The organism is Clostridia bacterium, from assembly GCA_036562685.1.
Classification (GTDB): Bacteria; Bacillota; Clostridia; order Christensenellales; family DUVY01; genus DUVY01.
On sequence record DATCJR010000182.1, the window covers coordinates 1 to 21546 of the forward strand.

At 35.1% G+C, this 21546-nt stretch carries 23 protein-coding genes and 1 CRISPR repeat array; all 23 genes read right to left on the bottom strand.

Features of this window, described 5'->3' with window-relative positions; translation table 11 throughout:
• The first annotated feature begins 2 nt into the window (after nucleotides 1–2).
• Nucleotides 3–167: a CRISPR direct-repeat array (repeat unit 31 nt; unit sequence ATTTACATTCCAATATGGATGGATTATAAAC).
• Between the two features lie 158 nt (nucleotides 168–325).
• Nucleotides 326–601 carry a CRISPR-associated endonuclease Cas2 gene (cas2, locus tag VIL26_08140; protein ID HEY8390896.1) on the bottom strand — a complete coding sequence of 92 codons (276 nt, stop codon included), beginning with the start codon at nucleotides 599–601 and terminating at the stop codon, nucleotides 326–328.
• Nucleotides 602–603: 2 nt separating this feature from the next.
• Nucleotides 604–1596 (bottom strand): type I-B CRISPR-associated endonuclease Cas1b, encoded by a 993-nt coding sequence (gene cas1b / locus VIL26_08145; protein HEY8390897.1) that lies wholly within the window; start codon nucleotides 1594–1596, stop codon nucleotides 604–606.
• 25 nt (nucleotides 1597–1621) lie between these two features.
• Nucleotides 1622–2107 (bottom strand): CRISPR-associated protein Cas4, encoded by a 486-nt coding sequence (cas4, locus tag VIL26_08150; protein ID HEY8390898.1) that lies wholly within the window; start codon nucleotides 2105–2107, stop codon nucleotides 1622–1624.
• Nucleotides 2104–4221: a CRISPR-associated helicase Cas3' gene (cas3, locus tag VIL26_08155; GenBank protein HEY8390899.1), complete on the bottom strand. Its 2118-nt coding sequence runs from the start codon at nucleotides 4219–4221 to the stop codon at nucleotides 2104–2106. Before cas3 ends, cas4 begins: the two co-directional genes overlap by 4 nt.
• Nucleotides 4218–4922 (bottom strand): CRISPR-associated protein Cas5, encoded by a 705-nt coding sequence (cas5, locus tag VIL26_08160; GenBank protein HEY8390900.1) that lies wholly within the window; start codon nucleotides 4920–4922, stop codon nucleotides 4218–4220. Before cas5 ends, cas3 begins: the two co-directional genes overlap by 4 nt.
• Nucleotides 4915–5808 (bottom strand): type I-B CRISPR-associated protein Cas7/Cst2/DevR, encoded by an 894-nt coding sequence (cas7i, locus tag VIL26_08165; GenBank protein ID HEY8390901.1) that lies wholly within the window; start codon nucleotides 5806–5808, stop codon nucleotides 4915–4917. Before cas7i ends, cas5 begins: the two co-directional genes overlap by 8 nt.
• A 3-nt stretch (nucleotides 5809–5811) precedes the next feature.
• The gene (gene cas8a1, locus VIL26_08170; protein ID HEY8390902.1) at nucleotides 5812–7425 is read right to left on the bottom strand and encodes a type I-B CRISPR-associated protein Cas8b1/Cst1; all 1614 of its coding nucleotides are present in this window, start codon (nucleotides 7423–7425) and stop codon (nucleotides 5812–5814) included.
• 1 nt (nucleotide 7426) lies between these two features.
• The gene (gene cas6 / locus VIL26_08175; protein ID HEY8390903.1) at nucleotides 7427–8140 is read right to left on the bottom strand and encodes a CRISPR-associated endoribonuclease Cas6; all 714 of its coding nucleotides are present in this window, start codon (nucleotides 8138–8140) and stop codon (nucleotides 7427–7429) included.
• 301 nt (nucleotides 8141–8441) lie between these two features.
• Nucleotides 8442–9515, bottom strand: a complete 1074-nt coding sequence (locus VIL26_08180) for a helix-turn-helix domain-containing protein (GenBank protein HEY8390904.1) — start codon at nucleotides 9513–9515, stop codon at nucleotides 8442–8444.
• 22 nt (nucleotides 9516–9537) lie between these two features.
• Nucleotides 9538–9990, bottom strand: a complete 453-nt coding sequence (gene rpiB / locus VIL26_08185; protein ID HEY8390905.1) for a ribose 5-phosphate isomerase B — start codon at nucleotides 9988–9990, stop codon at nucleotides 9538–9540.
• 76 nt (nucleotides 9991–10066) lie between these two features.
• Nucleotides 10067–10513, bottom strand: coding sequence for a hypothetical protein (locus VIL26_08190; protein HEY8390906.1), 447 nt, complete (start codon nucleotides 10511–10513; stop codon nucleotides 10067–10069).
• 13 nt (nucleotides 10514–10526) lie between these two features.
• Entirely contained in the window at nucleotides 10527–11522 is a 996-nt protein-coding gene (locus VIL26_08195) for an L-threonylcarbamoyladenylate synthase (protein HEY8390907.1), read from the bottom strand.
• A 2-nt stretch (nucleotides 11523–11524) separates the two neighbouring features.
• Nucleotides 11525–11857 carry a hypothetical protein gene (locus tag VIL26_08200; protein ID HEY8390908.1) on the bottom strand — a complete coding sequence of 111 codons (333 nt, stop codon included), beginning with the start codon at nucleotides 11855–11857 and terminating at the stop codon, nucleotides 11525–11527.
• Nucleotides 11850–12809 (bottom strand): ROK family glucokinase, encoded by a 960-nt coding sequence (locus VIL26_08205; GenBank protein HEY8390909.1) that lies wholly within the window; start codon nucleotides 12807–12809, stop codon nucleotides 11850–11852. Before VIL26_08205 ends, VIL26_08200 begins: the two co-directional genes overlap by 8 nt.
• Nucleotides 12810–12864: 55 nt before the next feature.
• A complete protein-coding gene (locus VIL26_08210; protein ID HEY8390910.1) occupies nucleotides 12865–15054 on the bottom strand; it encodes a heavy metal translocating P-type ATPase in 2190 nt (729 codons plus the stop codon).
• 87 nt (nucleotides 15055–15141) lie between these two features.
• A complete protein-coding gene (locus tag VIL26_08215; GenBank protein ID HEY8390911.1) occupies nucleotides 15142–15357 on the bottom strand; it encodes a heavy-metal-associated domain-containing protein in 216 nt (71 codons plus the stop codon).
• A 100-nt stretch (nucleotides 15358–15457) separates the two neighbouring features.
• Nucleotides 15458–16009 (bottom strand): GNAT family protein, encoded by a 552-nt coding sequence (locus VIL26_08220; protein ID HEY8390912.1) that lies wholly within the window; start codon nucleotides 16007–16009, stop codon nucleotides 15458–15460.
• Nucleotides 16010–16017: 8 nt separating this feature from the next.
• The gene (locus tag VIL26_08225) at nucleotides 16018–16386 is read right to left on the bottom strand and encodes a zinc ribbon domain-containing protein (GenBank protein HEY8390913.1); all 369 of its coding nucleotides are present in this window, start codon (nucleotides 16384–16386) and stop codon (nucleotides 16018–16020) included.
• A 17-nt stretch (nucleotides 16387–16403) separates the two neighbouring features.
• Nucleotides 16404–16766: a zinc ribbon domain-containing protein gene (locus VIL26_08230; protein ID HEY8390914.1), complete on the bottom strand. Its 363-nt coding sequence runs from the start codon at nucleotides 16764–16766 to the stop codon at nucleotides 16404–16406.
• A gap of 105 nt (nucleotides 16767–16871) precedes the next feature.
• Nucleotides 16872–17714: an RluA family pseudouridine synthase gene (locus VIL26_08235; GenBank protein HEY8390915.1), complete on the bottom strand. Its 843-nt coding sequence runs from the start codon at nucleotides 17712–17714 to the stop codon at nucleotides 16872–16874.
• Nucleotides 17711–19591, bottom strand: a complete 1881-nt coding sequence (locus VIL26_08240) for a ferrous iron transporter B (protein ID HEY8390916.1) — start codon at nucleotides 19589–19591, stop codon at nucleotides 17711–17713. Before VIL26_08240 ends, VIL26_08235 begins: the two co-directional genes overlap by 4 nt.
• Before the next feature lie 6 nt (nucleotides 19592–19597).
• Complete coding sequence (locus VIL26_08245; GenBank protein ID HEY8390917.1) at nucleotides 19598–19813, bottom strand: FeoA family protein; 216 nt, start codon at nucleotides 19811–19813, stop codon at nucleotides 19598–19600.
• A 115-nt stretch (nucleotides 19814–19928) separates the two neighbouring features.
• Nucleotides 19929–21546: sodium-translocating pyrophosphatase (locus VIL26_08250; GenBank protein HEY8390918.1), on the bottom strand; the 1618-nt coding region annotated here is incomplete at its 5' end.

A 21546-nucleotide genomic window follows, 5' to 3' on the forward strand; every position in this document is an offset into this window, starting at 1 on the left:
CCATTTACATTCCAATATGGATGGATTATAAACTGCTTATCCTGTTTGCATAAACTATCAAACGGCTAGATTTACATTCCAATATGGATGGATTATAAACAAAAGCAAACGGTAAATTATTTGATTGTCTTAACTTATTTACATTCCAATATGGATGGATTATAAACCCGTAAAATATATATTATTTTACCTAAAAAGCATCATTTTAATAAAGAATTAATATTATTTTTGTATTATGGTTTTATTATATCTAATATTAGCGTTAATTTTAATTAATTTCATCTGTCGATCTCCAAGTAAATATGGGTTATAAGTGTTCGACAGATTAAAGAAAACAGGATGTGTCATCTTTTGGTTCAGTTATAAATTCTTTATTAAGCCATTTTTCATTTCTACTATAAAATACTATACAAGAATCTAAATCCTTTCTTAAATATTTTTTTATTTCGTTTTTTAAGTTAATAAATTGCGACTCATTTAGCTCTCCTTCAAAAACAGAATTTTGAATATGAACCAAATATTTTTTGCATATTTTAAACACTCTATTAGCGACATTAGATTTTTGTTCTGTATTTATGTCATACACCAAAATTATATACATCTTTACCACCATATCTTAAAAGGATCATATTCTTTTTCTCCTATCAAATGCTTAATTAGTTTATATAATTCAAGTCTTATAAGATACCTATAGCTTACTATTCGGTTGAGTGTTCTATGTGTAATAGTCGTTTTAAGTCTATCATCAAAAAGTTTTAGTATTCGTTTAAAAGAACTTTCTTTTAATTTTAATGAATTAGTCTGCTTTTCAAAATCGCTCTCATCTATCATATTTTTATTAAATAATGAAAAAATAAAACGATCTACTATAAGCGGTTTGAAAACTTCAGAAATATCCAAAGCCAAAGAAAATCTTTTTACAAACGGTTCATGCAAATAGCTGATTGTAGGCGTAAGCTGAGTTTTATAAATTTCTGTAATAATCTTGTTATACAGCAAGCTGTTAAACAATGATATCAAAGAGTTAATCATGTTGTCGGGAGGTCTTTTTACTCTTTTTTCAAATTCAATATCCTTATTAATTATTATCTGCCATTGCTCATAGTAGTTTTTTCTGATATTCCCTTCTATGCCCATAACAGAAGAAATACTATCCATATATGATAATTGAGTCATTAATTCTGAAATTTCCTGAATACTATTATCTAACTCTTTTCCTCTAGTGTTGTAATATTTTAGGTTCCTTAAAATATTGTCTGCACTTCCAGACACAAATAATTTTGCCAATTTCAAACGCTTATTCAATATTTCATAATGCTGAATTTGATTTACTAAAAGCGCTCCTGACAAATTACTTTCTTTTGGATAATAGGTTCCAATATAGTGTTCATAATAATTAAAAAAATGAACTGCTATTTTGTATTTGGATAAAAGATTAAGTAAAGCAGTATTAATATTCAGCTCACCAAAGACATAAATATCATATACCTTTTCAATAGGAATATCTGATATAGTTCCGTCTTCAGTACTAAGACGTAAAGTATTATCTTTTCTTTTCAATTCACCGTTTGAAAATAAATAATAGCTGTTTTGCACATATCACCTCACATGCAGCGTACTTTCAAATAAAGCATAATTCATAATAAGCGCAGCTCTTACATATTTTTGATTCTAATGTTTGTGGCGGCAGCTTATAATTTAAAATTTTTTCAATTTCAGCCAAGCATTTTTCAATTTCCTGTATTCCTTCATCATCTAAAAATACATCAATGCTTTTTTTTGATAAAGGGACATTTATTTTACCCTTTATGTTTTTTAGTCCGCGTTCTTTTAAAAGATAAAGATAATATTTAACTTGCATTATCGCAGACTCAAGCATTTTATCTGATTTTTTAATTTCATAGACTGTATTATTTTTTAGATAATCTATGTTAGCGAGATCCTCAATGAAAAAATTATGTTTTTCATCTTCATACGTGCTTTCATCTATTACCTTACCTATATTAACAAGTTCGCTTTCATTTTCCATATTAATTTTATGAAAACAGAGCCATAATTTTCTTTGGCATAAGCAGTAATAATTGACCATAAGTCCTGTTATTTTCATAATATGTTGCTAACCTCATCATCAATTTGATTTAGCAAGCCAAGTTTATCGTCATATTTAAGATCAACATAATAATAATCGGTGTCTGAAAGTTTGCTGCATGTTATTTTTTGATTGTATTGAATTGCGTTAAAACTAGAATAAGGTATAGATAGGCTGTATTCTTTTATAATTTCATGTTCACGTCTTTTATGACTGTCTTGCTGCATGCTGTTTTGTTCTAGTTTTTGAGTTAATTTATTTCTGAATTTTTCTGGAATAATGTTGACATTGAGTATATCTCTGAATTTTTGCTTTACTTCTTTTTCTTCTAATGCCCCAGGTATAATTTTTTCTAAAAAATCCAATCTGGCTTTATATTTTATATAAAACTCAGTATTGATTATATTGTCTTTTTTATAGACCTGGTCTATATACTCTAGCTTATTCTGTTCAGAAAAAACTCCTGTATATTGACTTAGATATTGTTTGCTAAGAAAAAATATATCCTTGTCATATATGCCTTTATATATATCAGAATTAAGGACAAAGACATTAGGCTCAGATAAGTTATATTCTCTTTTTCTATAACATCTTCCCAATCTTTGCAAAAGCGAATCTGCAGGGCACATATCTGTATATAAAACATCAAAATCTATATCCAGGCTCGCTTCTACTATTTGAGTGCTTATACAGATACAGGATTTAGGCAATTTTTGATAGTTTCTGATTTCGTCTTCTCTAGCTTTGCGATCGTTTTTTAGAAAACGCGAATGCAGCAATACTATTTTGCCAAAAAAATGTTTTTCTACTTCTTGAAAAACGCTTTGCGCTCTTTTGACCGTATTGACAATTATCAAAACTCTTTTTTGAGACTTGGCCTGTTCGCTTATCGCTTCAAAATCAAACTCCTTATCATCGATTATAGCAATGTTGTGCCTGATTTTGTCCATAAGATATTTTTGAGGCTCCAGGGCGGAAATTCCGAGTCCTTTGAATTCATCTAGAAGATAAGGAGGCAATGTTGCTGTCATAATGCAAAACTTGCCGCCCAATTGCGTGATAATTTTGAGCCCGTATATTATACAAGCCAAAACACCTGGGCTGTAAGACTGAATTTCATCAATGACAATACGGCTGTACTTTAGAGTAGCTGTAATTATTTCGCTTCCAAAATACTTAAAAACAAAGGTAAACAGCTGATCTATTGTACTTATAGTCAATGGATAAATATAGGCTTTTGACCTTTTTTGGAACAAAAGTGCGTCATTATAACTGCTGTCGTCCTTATCAACATCCAAAATGAAGTCTATTGTATCCGAATGAAGGTGTCCAAGGCTTTGACCGCTTATGTAATTATTTTTAATAAACCTAGTATATAGTCCATCTATGGAAACTTTTAGGGGCAATGTGTAAAAGGTCTTATTTTCCCCTGCCCACAATAATGCGCCTTCTGTTTTGCCCGAACCTGTAGAAGCAATAACGATTATATTTTCGTCTCTGTTGTTTAACATATACTGCTGACAAGGATTGGGTTCAAATTTTTTCAAAACATTTTTAGACACATCTATTGCCGGCAGTTCTACGCCTTGAGAATATGTTTGGTCATTAGACGATGCCGCATAATCTATTTTGTTGAGCATGCCTTTGATTACAGCAAATCGCCAATAGTCCTCATCTTTTAGACGCTTATTTCTTAAATTGCCTTGAATAATCGACTCTACAAAAAAATGAATTTTTTGGTCAAAATAACTTACCAAATAGTTATTAATATAGCCTAAGATTTCTTGATCTGACGGAAACTTTCGGTTGTGATGATTATATATTGCTCTTAAAATTGCTTTTGCATAATCTTCGTCAAATTCCAAAACAAGCTGGTTAAAATCAATAAAAGCACAGCTCAATATACCGTGAGGGATTTCTCCCTCTACGGTATATTTGCCTTCATTGATCTTTTTTTGAAAATGCGGATTTTTCTTTCCGTCATCATGATGCTTTATGGCAAATTTTATGCTTTCTAGCTCTTTAAATGAAAAATATTTTCCATAAGCATTTACAAACTGTTCAAACATCGCCTCAGCCTTGGCTATATGCTCTTCTAAAGTCTGGTCAGGTTTGGCTTTATATACTGTCATATGAAAAACACTCCATTATCCGTATGCGCTTCTTTATATGCGCCGTCCTTGAAGCTTAACATCTTATCACTTTTGACTTGGTAGCATTTTATTTTTTGCCATACACGAGTGTTATCTTCTTGGCTAAGCGTATAAACTTTGTTAAGGTTATGAACGGGATATGTGAGTTCTTCGCTTGCCATATCTACAGGAATATAAGCATCATATTTTAGATACGCCCATGAAGCAGGTTCAATTTCTACAATGCTCACTTCGTCTATGCGTAACAAATCCTCATATCTTCCAAGAGCGGGATATATTTCGGGATTTTTTAGCTTAGAAAATATAACATCAAAATCTTCATCGTTTTCAGGCAATATATGAATCAAAAGATTAACTCCTATTAATAAAATATTATTGCCCAAACCTCTTGTTATACCGTCATATCCGCCTTTTAGATTGCGCACTTTATATTGATGTCTTTCGGGTTCATAGCTTGTCCCAAAAAAGTATCGCGTATATAAATCTTTGGTCAATGTGCTATGAATGCCTTGAATGCTTATTTTCAACGGATGATACGATTTGAAACCGCATACATTGTGTAGCATACCTATAACCGTTGAGGGCGCAGGCAGCAGATAACTCTCACCTACATCTATTGCTGTAGGTTTTTTGTAATTGGCGTATGTCTGATACGCCTTTAATCTGATGCACTTAAGCATAATAATCCTTTACCTTTGCTTTTAAATCCTCAAAGAATTCGTTAACACTGACAGGATTGAGGTTTTTTACGATCTCTTCTGAGTTATTAAAGCTGCCTTGAACGTATGCGATCTTAGTGTTTTTGACAGCATCCTCATCAATATTAATAGCGTCTTTTAGTCTGTCAATGTCCAAATTGTTTTTATTTAGCTTAATGCGGTCTTCAAAATAAGGATTTTTGCGTTCATAAACGCCGCCAATAACAAAAACAGGATTGAGATTTTCTCTGCGTCCGCGTATATCTCTATACAAAAGTTTGATTACATCCAATAGGTCGCAAACTCTGCTCGCCTTTTCTGTGGCAGGAATTTCTTCGATTACTTTGCCTTCGGAATCTTTTTCTATGCCCACTCTGTCCAAATCAATTGTCAATGTATACGCATAAAAAGACTTATGATTTTCACTTTGAGCAAGACTGTTATCTACACCAGCAAGACGCTTGCTAAGCCCCATATTGTTGAGAAAATCCATATCTGATTTGTAGCTTTCCAAAGATATAGCATGAGAAAGTCTTGCCACTGCATTGCGGGTAGTCGCGCCGCCTGGTTTACCCTTGCTGGTTTTCATGTATCCAAAAAGATCGATTTCGGGATACTGAGTGATAGTTGCTTCAGGCGCGAATTGAACTACGGCCTTATCTCCGCTGCCTTCTGCTTTTACCGGCGTTTTATCCCAATTAAGCTGTTGCACAATGCTGTATCTTAGTGCCTGTCTGGAAATATAAGTATAGCTTTTTCCGTCCCCGCGCGACAGCTGTTTTAGAGAAGCTATATTTCCTATGCTTTCGCCATAATTAGCGCTTTGTGCTTCAAATACAACCGTCAAAGTCAATCCATTTTTTTTCATTTTTTATTCCTCCCTTACGTCTTTTAATTCATTTTCTTTTTTATTGCTGTTTTTATCTTTTGCTCCCATCAAGCCCAATATAAAGCCTGTGGCTATCGGGTTAAAGTTGTCTGTCAAGGCTTCCAAAAATATAGAAGATGGAGTTACTTTCGTTCCTGAATAAAGCTTAAACAATATATCAAAGAACAACTCAGTATCCTCATTGCGCAAAGCATTTTGCAACTTGATGCAATTAGCATTGAGTTTGTTTTCATTGTTTTTGCCGTCATAAAAATATCTGCGCAACTCAGCGCCTTCTTCTAAGGCAGCATTGCTCAAAAACCTTAACTGTTTCATTTTTTGTTCTACCTCCGTATTTATTTGAATATTCAAAACTACATTAGCTTCAAAGACATAGCTATAATCTCCATTGGACTCTTTTAACAAATAATTGATGATTTCATATAAGTCTTGTCTGTCCAGCAGTTTGCCAAGTACGGCGTATTGCAAAGGCTCTCCAAAATAACGGGCATAACTTTTGGTAAGCAAATTGATTTCATTTCTGCATTTTATGATAGTATCCAAAGTGTTTCTATCAATGATATCAATAAGATAAATGCTCTTATCGCTGTTTAGGCTATGTCTTACCAAAACTTCCAAAGAATGATATTGTCCGAATTCTTGCGCCTTTTGCTCGCTTTCTTCAAGAATTAATTGAGAAATAATTTTATAACGGTAATTGCCTTCCCTTTCATTATCACGGTTTTTGATATTGACTTCTTGCAGTTGCTTTATATCAGTACCGCTATTTATAAAGACCATATCCTGTCCTATCTGATTAAATCCCAAAACAGTACATGCATAAATAAAATTACACAAAGGACAAATGCTCAAATCATGTTTAAAATTCCAAAAGGCTGATTTCTTTCGATTGACATCAATTCCAATATCGTTGAGATAAGAAAATGATGTAAGGTCGTTATATTCTATACCGCATATTGCACAGCTCTTTTTAGCTTTTTTGTCCAGATTATCCATCATTTTCTTAAGAGGCTGCACAAACACCCTGTCAAAGCTCTCTTTAGGATGCACTTTAGCCTCGTTTTTGTTCAAAAATGATATTCCATCCCATATCTGACGAACTTTGGTGTATATAATGCTCTTTATGTATATCATTTTTTTAACTTCATTTTTTTCAAACTCAGCTAAAAGACGCCTTAACAACGCTTGTGCGCTCTCGGCTTGTTCTTCCTTATTTAACTGCTCCGCAATCTCCAAAATATCAGTTTCAAAGCCGCTTTTTAACAAAGTCTCTATTCCTGTTTTTATACTTGCCTGCAAAAACCTTTTGGCTATTTCTTTAACACTTTTTATAAACTCTTTCTCATCATAACTTTTAGAATCCAGCAGCTTTTGAGCTTGGTTTATGGCATTAAAAATACCTGTGGATTTATAAAACTTTTTGATGCACAAATCAATAAATGCTTGTCCCAAATCCGCTTTTATTAAATCATCGCTCTCTATTGACAATACAGGTCCATGGATAATGTAAGAAATATTACATTCTTCCAAAACATCCAAAAAACCAATTATGCCTGCATTATAGACTGTGTTGTCGGTAGTAATCTTAAGCGTCATATCATGCCCCCTTGCTCAAAATATTAAAACAGCCAAATCCGCAAGATCTTTTGGAGCCGATGCCGTCTTTATACAGCTTGTTGATCACATCTACATCACCTGACAGCTCAAATATTCCATAAGAACAATTAACCTTATCATCCAGGCAATTCACTACAGTTCTATGCGCATTGACAGGTTTCAAACTTATGGATACATCTTTTCCAATTTGGTTTTTTACGATTATGTTGAGCTTTTCTTCAAAATCCGGACTGGTATAATCCAAATAAAAATCTTTATTAGTTTCACGGTTATGGTTTCTTACCAAAAGCGGACTTAAAAATTTTATAATTACTTTATCTTCTGTGATTTCTTTTAGCAATTCAAAATCTACCGAAATAAGCATCATAGTGTTGCCCAAAGGCATAGGATACGGCTTGAATTTGCTTTTTTTAAGACATGCTTGAAGTTCAATCAAAAACGCACTGTCTGAAGATGATATAATTACATTGCATATATCATTGGTCAGCACAAACACTTCGCCGTCAGGCTTTGCCCCAGGCAAATATGATGCAAAAGTAAAGGGTTTTGAAATATTGCTTGAATAAAGCTTTTCAAAAACTTCGGGATACTCTTGACTTAAACACTTTTTGATGAAAGATGCAAAAAGATTGTTATGTCGAATTGTTATACTGTTTTTCTCAAGCTTAAAAGCAAGCTTTAGTCTGTAAATCAAAATTTTATACCTCCTCCTTATCTAATTTTTTTCTTCAATATGAAAAGACTACTAAATTTGAAAAATTCAAATCTTATTAAAACAACTTTTTACATTCCAATTTGGTGATACTAAATTCCTAGTTGATTTAAAAAGAAAAGCTTTGTTGTTACATTATTATACTATACAAATCTATATTTAACAAGACTTTTTAGACAAAATTTTTACGTATGAAAATAATGTTTAGCTTTTAAATATCAAAAAAGCCTATCAAAATTATTTGATAGGCTTTTTTAGATTTCAAATTCTTATTAAATTAAAATTATCTTGATTCGCTCTTATATAATTTATAAAGAATATTAAGCGTTCTAAAGACCATAGCGTCCGAGAACTTTCTTAGGTTAAGTCCTGTCATTTTTTCTATTTTGTCCAATCGATAGATCAAAGTGTTGCGGTGCATATACATTATTCTTGCGGTTTCACTAATATTAAGGCTGTTATTCAAGAACTGGTCCGCAGTTTCCATAAGCTCTCGGTCTTTTAAAACCGCTAATGCACTCTTATCTAATGACATATTGAGATACTGATTGACCTTGTCTTGGGGCAGGTCTTCTAACAGTTTTATCAAAAGATAGTCTTTATAAGAATAAACTCTTGAACTTTCTTCAATTAATTTTCCTAGTCTTACCGCAGAAATGCTCTGAGAATACATAGCAGGTATGGAAATATAATCTTGTGCAATGCCGCCCACACCTATATATACTGTTTTGGAAAGTTCCTGCTGAATATTATCCACAACCATTCGGGCAAATTCACCTGCCGATTGATAATCATCATCTACGCCGCATGTTTTCAAAACCGCGATGTTGGCTTCCTGCATAGGAACGATAATATCAGGTTCTCTTAATAATTCGTTTAAAAATTCCAAAATGTCTTTTATGTCTTTTGATTGGCATAAAATATTAATGACATAAAAAGACTGATCCAAAAGATTGTATTTTTCTTTATACGAAATAATCTTTGACGATTCAAGACTGCCCATAAGCAGTTCTTTATAAAAATCCTGTTTGTTTAAGGTGTTTCCATCTGTTTTGAATGAGGATTCCAGCAATCTTGCTACCATAAAGGCATAGTTTTTGGACACCTCGTTTGCGCCCATAATTACGCCTATATAATCTTTATTTAAAAGCTGCACTAAGAAGTATGTAATATTTTTTGCCTTGTCCAAGAATATGCTATCATTTTTTAGCAATTGCTCCACGCTCATATCAAAATGATATGACGGTTTTTGGTCTTGCGTGCTGACAAGACGCTCTCCTTTCGGGGTAAATATATCAATCTCCAATCCTGTGGATTCTTGAATAGGCATTATTACATCTAATATTGCTTTTAACATATCTCATCCAAAATTAATTATTTTATTTCATATGAGGATCTTTTTCTATATCCATTATTTTTTCTACTCGTCTTTGATGTCTTCCGCCTTCAAATTGGGCAGAGAAAAATCCTTCTAGTATTTCCCAAGCTACGCCAGGTCCTATTACTCTTTCGCCCATGCACAAAATATTGGCATTGTTGTGTTGTCTAGCCGCTTTTGCACAAAAACTATCAGTGCATACCGCAGCTCTGATGCCGCGTACCTTGTTGGCCGCAATGGATACGCCTATGCCCGTTCCGCACAAAAGAATGCCCATTTCGCATTCGCCTGAACTTACAGCATGTGCAACTTTTAATGCATAATCGGGATAATCTATGCCTTCGACTTTTTCAAAAGCTCCGAAATCCTTATAAGGAATATTTTTTGAATTCAAAAATTCTATGACTGTTTTTTTCAAATTGAAAGCTGCATGATCGTTTCCTAAAGCTATCATTTTTATCTTTTGCTCCTAAAAATTAAATGTTTTTATTATTATATAGCCAAATGCCTTTTGATTGCAATGTCTATTATCATTTTGATAATTCGTGTATAATTATCTTAATTGCGTTTTCCAAATCCTTAGCGCATTTTATATAGTCATCTAAACTGCCGCCGTAAGGATCATTGATTTCATATCCCAAAACTTCGGACATAGAATATACATTTTTGAAATACGGCTGTAACTGCGCCTTTTGCCTGTCAGTCATAGTAAAGACAATACCTGCTGTGTTTAAAATATTCTGGTTAAGCTGTTTGGACAATCTTGATTTTGGCGGAATATAGCCTAACTGTTTTAGCGCTTCTTTTGCGTTAGGGCTTATCTGCTCTTTTTGCGCATATAAGCCTGCGGAACTTGCCTTAAAATTCAAGCTTTGATTTTTTGCCAAAGTCTTGAAAATCACTTCCGCCATAGGCGAACGGCAGGTATTGCCTGTGCAAACAAACAATATCTTTTGGGAAGGATTAGATTGATCCATAAAATTCATCCCTTTATATTATATTTTTACCTGCAGCCTTTTTCATCCTTGAATTTACGCTTACCCCCAATCCTTCTTCAGGACAAGCATAAGCAATTATAACTTCGTATTCCTTTTCGAGTTCTCTTAATAGCCTAAACAGATTGTGAGCCGCATCTTTGGCGTCTATGCCCAGACTGCAAAAGTTTTGATAACTTTTGGGTGCTGGAAGCGTATTGTTTATCGCAATAACTACTGTCTTTTTGGGCTGGCAATCATTATATAATTTTTCCACCATTTCGGCTTTGCCGTATGATACATAATACATTTCAGCATTGGGCGCGTAATGGCGGTATTTCATACCAGGTGCGATAGGCTTTTTTGAATCTGTGGTATTGGCGCTCAGCTTAAAACCCAAAACCTTTTCTATTTGTTCTTGAGTTACTCCGCCATACCTTAATATAACAGGTTTTTCGCCTCTTGCGTCTATTACGGTGGATTCAAGTCCAATAGTACAATCTCCGCCGTCCAATATAAGCGGAATCTTGCCTTTCAAATCTTCATATACATCCATGGCCGTTGTAGGGCTGGGACGAGTAGAAGTGTTGGCTGACGGTGCGGCTATCGGCACGCCCGCCGCTTTCAAAAAGGCATTTGCGGTCTTATCCGACGGGATTCTAACCGCTATAGTATCAAGTCCAGCGCTTATAACAGCAGGTATGCTGTCTGCTCTATCTAATATCAAGGTCAATGCCCCAGGCAAAAAAGCATCAATAAGCTTTTGCGCTAATGGCGTTATCCTTTTTGCCACGTTAAGTATTTGAGAAACATCAGACAAATGCACTATCAAAGGATTGTCAGCAGGTCTGCCTTTGACTGCAAAAATGTTTTTTACCGCTTCAACATTATAAGCATCTGCTCCAAGTCCATAAACAGTTTCTGTCTTAAAAGCGACCAAACCACCTGTTTTAATAATATTGCTGGCTAATTCAAGCGATTGTTCATCAGGTTTTTTAACAAGTGTTTCCATTCTTATTTCTTCTCTATATCTTGTGTATTGTCGGTATTTACTTCTTCATTAGATTGAATATCTTCAGAATCTATTATATTTTCATCCAAATCTTGATTTTCTTCGTCTTGATTTTCTTCGTTTATTCTTTTTAGAAGTTCTTCGGTGTTTTGCTCTCTCTTTTTAAAGAACCATACAATGCAAGCCAAAGGCGCTCCTATCACTAGGCTGAAAAGTGCAAGCGCATTTAAAGGCTCTTTAAATCTAAAATACAAGCCTACCGTAAAGAAAATCGCAAAAGCAAACAAAAATACCGCTGCTATTATTGCTATAATTTGTAATGCTTTTTTACTCATGTCTGTTTATCCCTAATGCCGCTGCACCAATTATTCCTGCATCGTTGCCAAGCGTAGCTGTAACTATTTTTACAGTGGGTACCAAATCCTTGGCATAGATGTTTTTATCCAAATGCTCTTGAAGCGGCTTTGTCAAATATTCACCTTGAGCGCATACTCCGCCGCCCAATATGATGAGATCTGGTCTAAAGATGTTAGCCATATTGGTCAAACCTTCGCCCAGATAATATATATATTTATCTACAACTTCTTTGGCTGTCTTATCTCCAGTTTTCATGCATTCAAAAGCTGTTTTTCCGCTGGTTTTGTTTATATCTCCGCCTACATACTGCCACATACTGCTGTCAGGATGCTTTTGCATGGCTTCTTTGGTAAATCTTATCAAAGCTGTAGCTGAAGAATAAGCTTCAAAACAATCCACTCTTCCGCATGTGCATGCATAGCCTTCGCCGCCTAGTCTTGTATGTCCAAGTTCAGCACCCGCAGAATAATTGCCTTCCAAGAGTTGTCCGTTTACTATAACGCCGCCTCCTATGCCTGTCCCTATGGTAATAAGTACGATATCATTATGACCTTTGCCTGCTCCAAACATCCACTCGCCCATCGCTGCGGCGTTGGCGTCGTTATGTACATAAGCTGAAATGCCGGTAAGAGAAGTAAGTTCTTTAGCTAATGGAACGTTTTTCCAATTAATGTTATTGGTATAAATAACTGTTCCTGTTTTGCTGTCTATTGAACCCGGAGAACCAATGCCTATTGCCTTTATATCATCCATCTTAAGATTCAATTCGGCGACTAAGGTTCTGATGGTACTATCAATTTCTTTGATAATCTCTATATGCGGTCTTTCTACCAAAGTGGCAAAAGAAGCTTTTTTTAGTATATTGCCTTCACGATCAACCACTCCGACTTTTATATTAGTACCGCCGATATCAACACCAATATAATACATTTTTCCTTCCTTTAAACAATATATAAATAATTATAACATAACATTGTCAAAAACCTTATCTTTTAGAATTGATTTGTCGTTTTAATAACAAAGAATTTGTTACTACTGAAACCGAACTCAAAGCCATAGCCGCACCTGCTATCATCGGATTAAGTATTCCCAAAGCCGCAAGGGGAATTCCTATACAATTATATATAAACGCCCAGAAAAGGTTTTGCTTGATTTTGCTTATTGTACGTTTACTTATACGTATTGCGTCAGCAACCTTTTTCAAATCGCCATTCATAAGCGTAATATCGCCGGCTTCTATTGCTATATCCGTTCCTGTTCCCATGGCAAAGCCTACGTCAGCGCTAGCAAGTGAAGGTGCATCGTTTATTCCGTCGCCTACCATTGCCACGACCTTTCCGCTCTCTTTGAGCTTTTTTATCTGCTCTTCTTTTTGCGCGGGCAAAACTTCTGCAATATAATCAGAAATTCCTGCTTCTTCAGATGTTAGTTTGGCTGCATGTGCGGTATCGCCTGTCAGCATTATTGTCTTAATGCCTTGTGCGTTTAGTTCCATTATTGCGTTTTTGGCGTTTTGCTTGATTGTATCTGTTATCAAAAAGACTGCGCTCAAAACATTATTTTGACTCATAAAAACCGCAGTGCCGCCTTTTTGAGTATAGTCTTCATAGCCTTGCGTATCTACATTGTTTTCTTGCATAAATGCAAGATTGCCTGCCAATACTTTGGTTCCGTTTACTTCTGCTTTTATTCCTCTTCCTGCAACAGAAACAAAATTTTGAGGCTCAATATATTTTGCCCCCATGCTTTTGGCTTTTTCCACAATGGCTTGCGCAAGCGGATGTTCAGACTGCATTTCAACAGACATAATTATATCCATTATATTAGATGCATCTTTATTTACTTGTACTATTTCTTTAACCTGCGGTCTGCCTTCTGTTATTGTGCCAGTCTTATCAAAAACTACGATCTCTATATTATGAGCGCGCTCAAGTATATCTCCGCCTTTATAAAGAATACCTCGTCTTGCAGCTCCGCCCGTTCCTACCATAATAGCGGTAGGTGTTGCAAGACCCAAAGCACAAGGACAAGCAATCACAAGCACGCTTACCGAATGAATCAAAGCGGGCTCAAAACCTATAATAAAGACAGAAATTATAAATATCAAAAACGCTATGCCTAATACAGCAGGAACAAATATGCCCGAAACCTTATCGGCTATTTTTTGAATGGGTGCTTTTTTGCCCTGTGCCTGTTCAACAAGCTCTATTATTTTGGAAAATACAGTGTCTTTACCTACTTTTGTGGCTCTATATTTCACAGCACCTGTAAGATTGATCGTTCCGCCAAACACTTTATCAGACGGCGCCTTGTCAGACGGAATACTTTCGCCTGTCAGCATTGACTCATCTATTGATGTAGTTCCGCTCTCTATGATTCCGTCAACTGCTATCTTTTCACCAGGCTTTGCCAATAACAAATCGCCTTCTTTGATATTGTCAACATCTATCTCTAGCTCAATTCCTTCAGGCGTAATAAGTCTTGCCGTTTTTGCCTGAAAACTCATAAGCTGCTTTAATGCATCCGAAGTATGGCTTTTTGCGCGGTGTTCTAAAAATTTGCCCAAAAATACTAAAGTTATAATTATTGCGGACGATTCGAAATACAAATCCACATTGCCGTGATGACCATGACTTAAAAAAACTGCCATGTTATATATGCTCAAAGCGTAAGCCGCGGTAGTCCCCAATGCGACCAAGACATCCATATTGAGACTTTTGTATTTTATAGCTTTAAATGCTCCCACATAAAAAGTCCAGCCTGTTCCAAACTGAACTATTGTTGCAAAAGCAAATTGAATATATAAAAATACAGGCTCATTAAGAAAATGCCCTGCACCTGACATATGAATAAACATAACAGACAATAAGGGCAAAGCAAATACAGCAGAAACTATAAAGCGTATAAGAAGATTATAGTATTCTTTTTTTTCTATTGCTCTTTTTTGGTCCTTGCTAAGATCAGCATGCAAAAAGGCTTTATAGCCTGTGTCTTCTACTACCTTTATTATCTGATCGCTTGTAATAACTTCTTCGTTATATTCCACAAGCATAGAATTGGTCGCAAGATTGACATTGGCGCTTTTTATACCCTTGGTGCGCTTTAGTGCCTTTTCTATTCTTGCTGAACAAGCAGCACATGACATTCCAGAAATTTTATAACTTTGTACTCTCATCAAAAATCCTTTCTAAAAAAATAATATTCCCAAAAATTTGCTTTTTTAGGAGTATAAAAAAACCTAAAATTAAGCAACTAAAAGCTTTTATTGATTTTGATTAGGTCTTGCATTATATCCTAAGGATTCAACTGCATTAATAATATCTTGGTCTGTCAATTTATTTTCATCATATTCTACTGTCATAGAATCCAATGTAATTTTATATGATTTTACGCCTTTTAACTTTTTTACAGCTTTGGTTACTCTTGCAACACAATTTTCGCATGCGAGATTGGTCAATATAAAATCTGATGTTTTCATAATTACCTCCTTATTTTCAGCTAATTATAACATCATATCAAATACTTGTTAAGTAATAGAATTACATTAATAGTGTTAGCAAATCTAACTAAAAAATAAATCAAACCTTTAACATAAAAGTCAAAGCGTCATAATATATTCCGTCAACTAAACGCTTGTCCTTTTTTCTGTCAACTTCAACAAAACCCAACGACTTGGCAAGTGCAATCATTCTCAAGTTTCCAAACCATGTTTGAGTAAATAACTCTCTATAACCTTTTTGCTTGAAATAATCTATAAACAATAGCAACGCTTCTTTTCCATAGCCGCAGCCTCGATACTCTTTGGGAGGTATATCAATACCCACTGCAAGATGAGAGCCGTTTTGAGAATATTCAAAATTATCGTCAATATCATAAGACGATACCCATCCTATATGAATATCGCTATTTTTTTCTACTATTTGAAAGGACCACCTAATATCGTCGTCCGTCTTGGGAGTAAGAAGTTTTTGAGTCATAAAATCTATGTATTTTGCCGCATCAAAATCATTTTCTTCCCAAGGTGCATCCCATTTTAGCCATTCGGTTTCCATGGTGTTCCAATTAATATGATCGTTAATATCGCTAAATATATAATCTCTTAAATAAATCTTCTTTCCTTGTAATACCATAAAAATCTTTAATCTTTTAGTTTATTGCCGCAGTTAGTACAAAACTTCTGCTCTTCCTTTATTTCGCTATTACACATAGGGCATCTTAATCTGTTGTCTTCTCTATAAACCTTATATTCTTTTTCCTCTTGTTCTTGATCTAGGCTATCAGTATAATATGGCGTATAATTATGTTTTTGGTCTTTACCTTTTATTCCTTTTACTAAGTTATAAATACCTAAACTCACAAACAAAAATCCAAAGGCAGGAAAAATAATTTTGACAAACCACATTTCTCCAGGTGCCATACTGGTCATACCTATTGCCATAGCTGTCCATAACGAACCAAAAATTATTACAAATATATTACCAAAAACATCTCCGCCTTTACCTTTCATTCTAAAAACCTCCTAAACTAATCTTTTAAACGATAGCCGCAATTAATGCAAAACTTTTGATCTTTATCCACTTCACTATTGCACATAGGACATTTTAATATATTTTCACTATAATTATTATTTCCCGAATTATATTCATGTGAATGACTGTCAGAATACGGCATGTCGGTATGGTCTTTTGGAATATGCTCTTTTTTATTTACTACTTGCAAAATTACTTGCACTATTCCAGTTATTATACAGATTATACCAATAATATTAAAAAAAGAAAAGGAAGGAAAAATATAAAAAGATTCAAAACGATCAGATATCATCGAGCACCAAATTATGCCGAAAATAATAGAAGTAATCCCGCCGTATTTTGCTCTACGAACTTTCATATTAAATCCCCACCTAAAAAACTATTATATAAATAGTATATCATTATTAATTTTTAAAGATAAGAAAATAAGGTTAAAGAATAATTAAAAAACAATTAAAATCTTTTAATTAAAATCTGTATTGGTCAAAAAAGTTTTTTGATTAAGATAAGACAATACTCCGTCTTTAAATTCAAACGACAAGCTGTACGCTTTGAGCCTTTGGGTCTTAGCTTTTAATTGATTGTTTATTTTATAATCGCCGTATTTGCCGTCGCCTATTACAGGATGTCCTATAAACGCCATATGCGCACGTATTTGATGAGTTCGCCCTGTATATAAATACACATCTATTAATGAAGTTAGTTCCAATTCTTTAATTACTTTATATCCCGTTTTTATGGAAACATAGCCGTCTTTTGGGGTTTTGCTGATAATGACTTCGGATTTACTGCTGTCTTTAAAAAGATATGCCGACAATGTATTTTCGGGCGGATCTAAAAACCCGGCAACTTCTGCTCTATAAATCTTATGCACCCTTTTTTGAAAAAAAGCAAGGTCAAGTTCTTCTTTGGCTATGGCGTTAAGCGCAAACACCATTATGCCTTGTGTGTTTTTGTCTAGTCTGTGAACAGCTAAGGCATTATAACCCATATTTTGAAGAACAGTTGTAACCGAAAATTCTCCTTCGGTTTCCAATCCTGCCGGCTTGTCTACTATTACTATATTATTGTCCTGATATATTATTGGTATTGTTTTGGTTAAAACAGAAGATGGATTTTTTGGAACATATATCTTGATTAGATCATTTTGATTGACTACGACATCTTTGTTGACTCTTATACCGTTAATCAAAACATCTTTTTTTCGCAAAATTTTCATCAGATTATTATATGAAACATCATGCCCATGTAAAGATAGGGACTTAGATAATTTCATAGGTTGTTTTGAGTGTTTGTATTCTATCATTGTTTTTTTATTAATTTTTGGTTATTAAACATAAATGCCGTACGGAACATAAGCAGCATAATTATTATGCATGCTGGAATGATTATAGCATTAGGCGATAAAATAGTAAATAATATTGTCAAACCAAAAACCAACATAGAAATAATATAGGCAGTAATAGTATGCATCAAAATAGATATTATTGCCCATTTTTTGCCTAGCTCTCTGCTGATTGCCGCAATAGTCGCAACGCATGGAGTATATAAGAGCACAAAGACCAAAAAGGAAAAAGCCTGTGAAGATGAAGTAAATATTGCATTTATACCGCCAAGCGTCGTAATCACTGAAACAACAGTCTCTTTGGCGACAAATCCGCTCAAAAGCGCTGACACCGCCTGCCATTTGGTTATGCCTAAAGGATAAAAAATAGGCAGCAAAAATTCTGAAATATTTTTCAAAATACTATTGCCTGACAAGCCTACATATCTAAAAGTCCAATTAAAACTAGCCAAAATCCAAACGATAATATTAACCAAAAACAGCACAGTACAAATCCGTATAAAAAAGTTTTTAACTTCTTGAATGACGCTTTTAAATACTCTTTTAAAAGAAGGAAACCTATATGGCGGCAATTCAACAAAAAAGTCATTTTCCTTAACATCGATTTTTAATATCTTGTTAAGTAAAATCGCTACTAAACACGCAGTAATTATACCACCTAGATATAGCGAAGTTATTACTAGATATGTGTTTTTTTTAAAAAACACGCCTGCTATTGCTAAAAAAACGGGCATTCTCGCGCTGCATGACATAAAAGGCGTTATCATTACAGTCTTTAGTCTGACGCTTGGCTGTTCTATGCTTTTGGATGTAAATACAGCAGATGCCGAGCACCCAAAACCCATTAGCAATGTATAAGCAGCCCTTCCGTTAAGTCCTATTTTTTGAAAAGCTCCGTCCAAAATATACGCAGCTCTTGCCATATATCCGCTATCTTCTAAGATAAAAAGACACAAAAACAAAACCGCAATCTGTGGCAAAAATTCTATCACGCTTGCAGCTCCGCCCAAAATTGCTTCGCACACCAGCTTTCTAAATCCTATCGTAGCGCCTGTTTTGACAAGTCCTGTTTCTATTCTTTTGGACAAGACTTCCAAACCTTGTCGCAAAATATCAGATAAAAAACTGCCTGCCAATTCAAACGTTACAAAAAAGACGGCTGTCATAATCAATGCAAAAATTGGAAAACTTAGGATAGGGCTTAAAATGATTTTGTCAGCGTCTATTTTTTTGAGTGGCTTTTTTGATTTTATCTTTGACATTAGTTCGTCTATTTGCTCATAAGTTTTTTGGGTGTCAAGGATTTGGATTATATTATCAATATCTTGAACTTTGCAAGATGTTTTTTTATATACGCCTGCACTTAAAATCATATCGCACAAGACATCAAGATTAGTTTTTTTCTTAGCACTTATAGAAACGACAGGAACACCCAGTTTTTGAGACATTAGATTATAATCTATTATAAAATCCTTTTGCTCGTCAGCCATATTTACGGCGATAATCATATTGACGCCCAAAGCACGAAGCTGCATGGATAGATACAAATTTCTAGACAATGCCCTGGCTTCGCAAACATTAAGCACTACATCATAGTCATTGCTTTTTAGTCGGTTTAAGGTAACCTGTTCTTCTGCGCCTGCCATTTTCAAAGAATATATTCCTGGAAGGTCTTCCAATATTATTTTCTGGTCTTTATATAAAAATGCTTTTTGTGCGCCCGAAACGGTAACGCCGTACCAATTGCCTGTATGACGATTGCTTTTGGTTAGTTCGTTAAAAATAGTGCTTTTGCCTGTATTGGCATTGCCAATCATAAGGACTTTAATACAAGACATAAAACCTCAAATACATTTTACTTCAATATTTTTTGCCAATGTGCTTCTAAGTCCCAAAACGCAGTCTCTAAATTTGATAAGCCTGCCGCCGAACAAGCCTATGTTAAGTAAAGTAACCTTAGTGCCTTTTACAAAACCAAGTTCAGTTAGTTTTTTTGAACTGACACCAGACACTCCTATAATCAATGCTGTCTGCCCTATTTTTAGATCATATATCGACATAGTAATATAAATATTAAATAAAAACCAAAATTAGTTATAAAAATCGTCAAAAACTGAAAATAAAAAAGGCAGGAATCAAATCCTGCCTTTCAAATTAAATTTAATTTAATTTATCTTAAAACAAATTTAAGAGGTTGGTTGATAAGAAGATTGTTCCCATCAAAGATGCAATCAAGCTTACAACTGTTATCTGTGTATTGATACTAGGACCTGCTGTATCCTTGAAAGGATCACCCACAGTATCACCTACAACTGCTGATTTGTGAGCTTCACTGCCCTTACCGCCGTTGTTGCCGGCTTCGATATATTTCTTGCTGTTATCCCACAAACCGCCGCTGTTGGACATAAACAATGCAAGCAACAATCCGCTTATAATATTACCAGTCAAGAATCCACCGATAGCATTAACGCCGCCTATAAATCCTACTGCCAATGTAATCAAAATAGCAAACAGACCTGCAGGAATAAGCTCTCTGATAGCGCCATGTGTTGCTATAACTATACACTTGTCATATTCGGGCACAACGCCTTCTTTACCCTCTTTTAGGCCAGGGATTTCGTCAAACTGTCTGTGGATTTCTTTTACCATTCTTTGCGCATTACGGTCAACGCCCAAAATCTGCAATGCGCTGAATACTGCGGGCACAGCAGCACCTATCATCAGGCCGAAGAACACAATAGGATCGGTCAAGTTAAAGCCTTTTATTTGTTCAGCTTGAGGCAATGCGGTATTGATTTCGCTTATAAATGTTCCTAAAAGTGCTATTACTGTAAGTCCTGCGGCACCAATAGCAAAGCCCTTGGTGATAGCCTTAACAGTATTACCAGCAGAGTCTAGCGCGTCTGTTCTTTCCAAAACTTCATCGCCCAAATTGCCCATTTCTGCAAGTCCGCGGGCATTATCTACAATAGGACCATAAGCATCGTTGCTTATAATCATACCAACTATAGAAAGCATACCTACCGCAGCCATGGAGATACCAAACATTCCATATTGCTCACCCATCGGTTCACAAAGCTTATATGCTCCCAAAGCAGAAATAGCAATACCGATCATAGCGGGCAATGCGCTTATGAATCCATAGCTTACACCCGAAAGAATAGTAAATGCAGGTCCGCTTTCACTGGCGCGTGCGCAGTTTTGAACAGGCTTTTTGGTGTCGTTGGTAAAGAAGTCTGTAACTATACCAATCAAAACGCCGACTAGAAGTCCCAATGCCGAAGCGCCCCAAATACGCCAACTGAAAGTAAATACAAACGTCGCAAGAGCCGATAGACCTAAAAACAGAGCAGTTGTTATATAAGTGCTCATGTTAAGAGCAAAAGTAGGACCGCTCTTTTTGCCCATACGTGCAAGGAATATTCCTATTATTGAAGCCAAAAGTCCGATAGTAGCATAGCAGAACACCATCATTACATTTCTAGAATCACCCATACTTGCTGCCATAACCAATGCCGCTGTCATAGATGCCACATTGGAATCAAACAAGTCAGCGCCCATACCTGCTACATCGCCTACGTTATCGCCTACGTTATCAGCAATAACCGCAGGGTTTCTAGGATCGTCTTCAGGAATGCCTAACTCAACTTTGCCTACCAAGTCTGCGCTTATATCAGCGGTTTTTGTAAATATTCCGCCGCCTGCTTTTGCAAACAAAGCAAGACTAGAAGCACCGAAGCTAAAGCCCAACAAAAGTGCGGAGCTTTGGGTCTGCATATAAACAAGATAAGCC

What these genes read in the sequence shown, in the direction of transcription:
- cas2 (HEY8390896.1), bottom strand. Translation starts at nt 601, where the DNA reads ATGTATATAATTTTGGTGTATGACATAAATACAGAACAAAAATCTAAT.
- cas4 (HEY8390898.1), bottom strand. Translation starts at nt 2,107, where the DNA reads ATGAAAATAACAGGACTTATGGTCAATTATTACTGCTTATGCCAAAGA.
- cas3 (HEY8390899.1), bottom strand. Translation starts at nt 4,221, where the DNA reads ATGACAGTATATAAAGCCAAACCTGACCAGACTTTAGAAGAGCATATA.
- cas5 (HEY8390900.1), bottom strand. Translation starts at nt 4,922, where the DNA reads ATGCTTAAGTGCATCAGATTAAAGGCGTATCAGACATACGCCAATTAC.
- cas7i (HEY8390901.1), bottom strand. Translation starts at nt 5,808, where the DNA reads ATGAAAAAAAATGGATTGACTTTGACGGTTGTATTTGAAGCACAAAGC.
- cas8a1 (HEY8390902.1), bottom strand. Translation starts at nt 7,425, where the DNA reads ATGACGCTTAAGATTACTACCGACAACACAGTCTATAATGCAGGCATA.
- VIL26_08180 (HEY8390904.1), bottom strand. Translation starts at nt 9,515, where the DNA reads ATGTTAAAAGCAATATTAGATGTAATAATGCCTATTCAAGAATCCACA.
- rpiB (HEY8390905.1), bottom strand. Translation starts at nt 9,990, where the DNA reads ATGATAGCTTTAGGAAACGATCATGCAGCTTTCAATTTGAAAAAAACA.
- VIL26_08190 (HEY8390906.1), bottom strand. Translation starts at nt 10,513, where the DNA reads ATGGATCAATCTAATCCTTCCCAAAAGATATTGTTTGTTTGCACAGGC.
- VIL26_08195 (HEY8390907.1), bottom strand. Translation starts at nt 11,522, where the DNA reads ATGGAAACACTTGTTAAAAAACCTGATGAACAATCGCTTGAATTAGCC.
- VIL26_08200 (HEY8390908.1), bottom strand. Translation starts at nt 11,857, where the DNA reads ATGAGTAAAAAAGCATTACAAATTATAGCAATAATAGCAGCGGTATTT.
- VIL26_08205 (HEY8390909.1), bottom strand. Translation starts at nt 12,809, where the DNA reads ATGTATTATATTGGTGTTGATATCGGCGGTACTAATATAAAAGTCGGA.
- VIL26_08210 (HEY8390910.1), bottom strand. Translation starts at nt 15,054, where the DNA reads ATGAGAGTACAAAGTTATAAAATTTCTGGAATGTCATGTGCTGCTTGT.
- VIL26_08215 (HEY8390911.1), bottom strand. Translation starts at nt 15,357, where the DNA reads ATGAAAACATCAGATTTTATATTGACCAATCTCGCATGCGAAAATTGT.
- VIL26_08220 (HEY8390912.1), bottom strand. Translation starts at nt 16,009, where the DNA reads ATGGTATTACAAGGAAAGAAGATTTATTTAAGAGATTATATATTTAGC.
- VIL26_08225 (HEY8390913.1), bottom strand. Translation starts at nt 16,386, where the DNA reads ATGAAAGGTAAAGGCGGAGATGTTTTTGGTAATATATTTGTAATAATT.
- VIL26_08230 (HEY8390914.1), bottom strand. Translation starts at nt 16,766, where the DNA reads ATGAAAGTTCGTAGAGCAAAATACGGCGGGATTACTTCTATTATTTTC.
- VIL26_08235 (HEY8390915.1), bottom strand. Translation starts at nt 17,714, where the DNA reads ATGATAGAATACAAACACTCAAAACAACCTATGAAATTATCTAAGTCC.
- VIL26_08240 (HEY8390916.1), bottom strand. Translation starts at nt 19,591, where the DNA reads ATGTCTTGTATTAAAGTCCTTATGATTGGCAATGCCAATACAGGCAAA.
- VIL26_08245 (HEY8390917.1), bottom strand. Translation starts at nt 19,813, where the DNA reads ATGTCGATATATGATCTAAAAATAGGGCAGACAGCATTGATTATAGGA.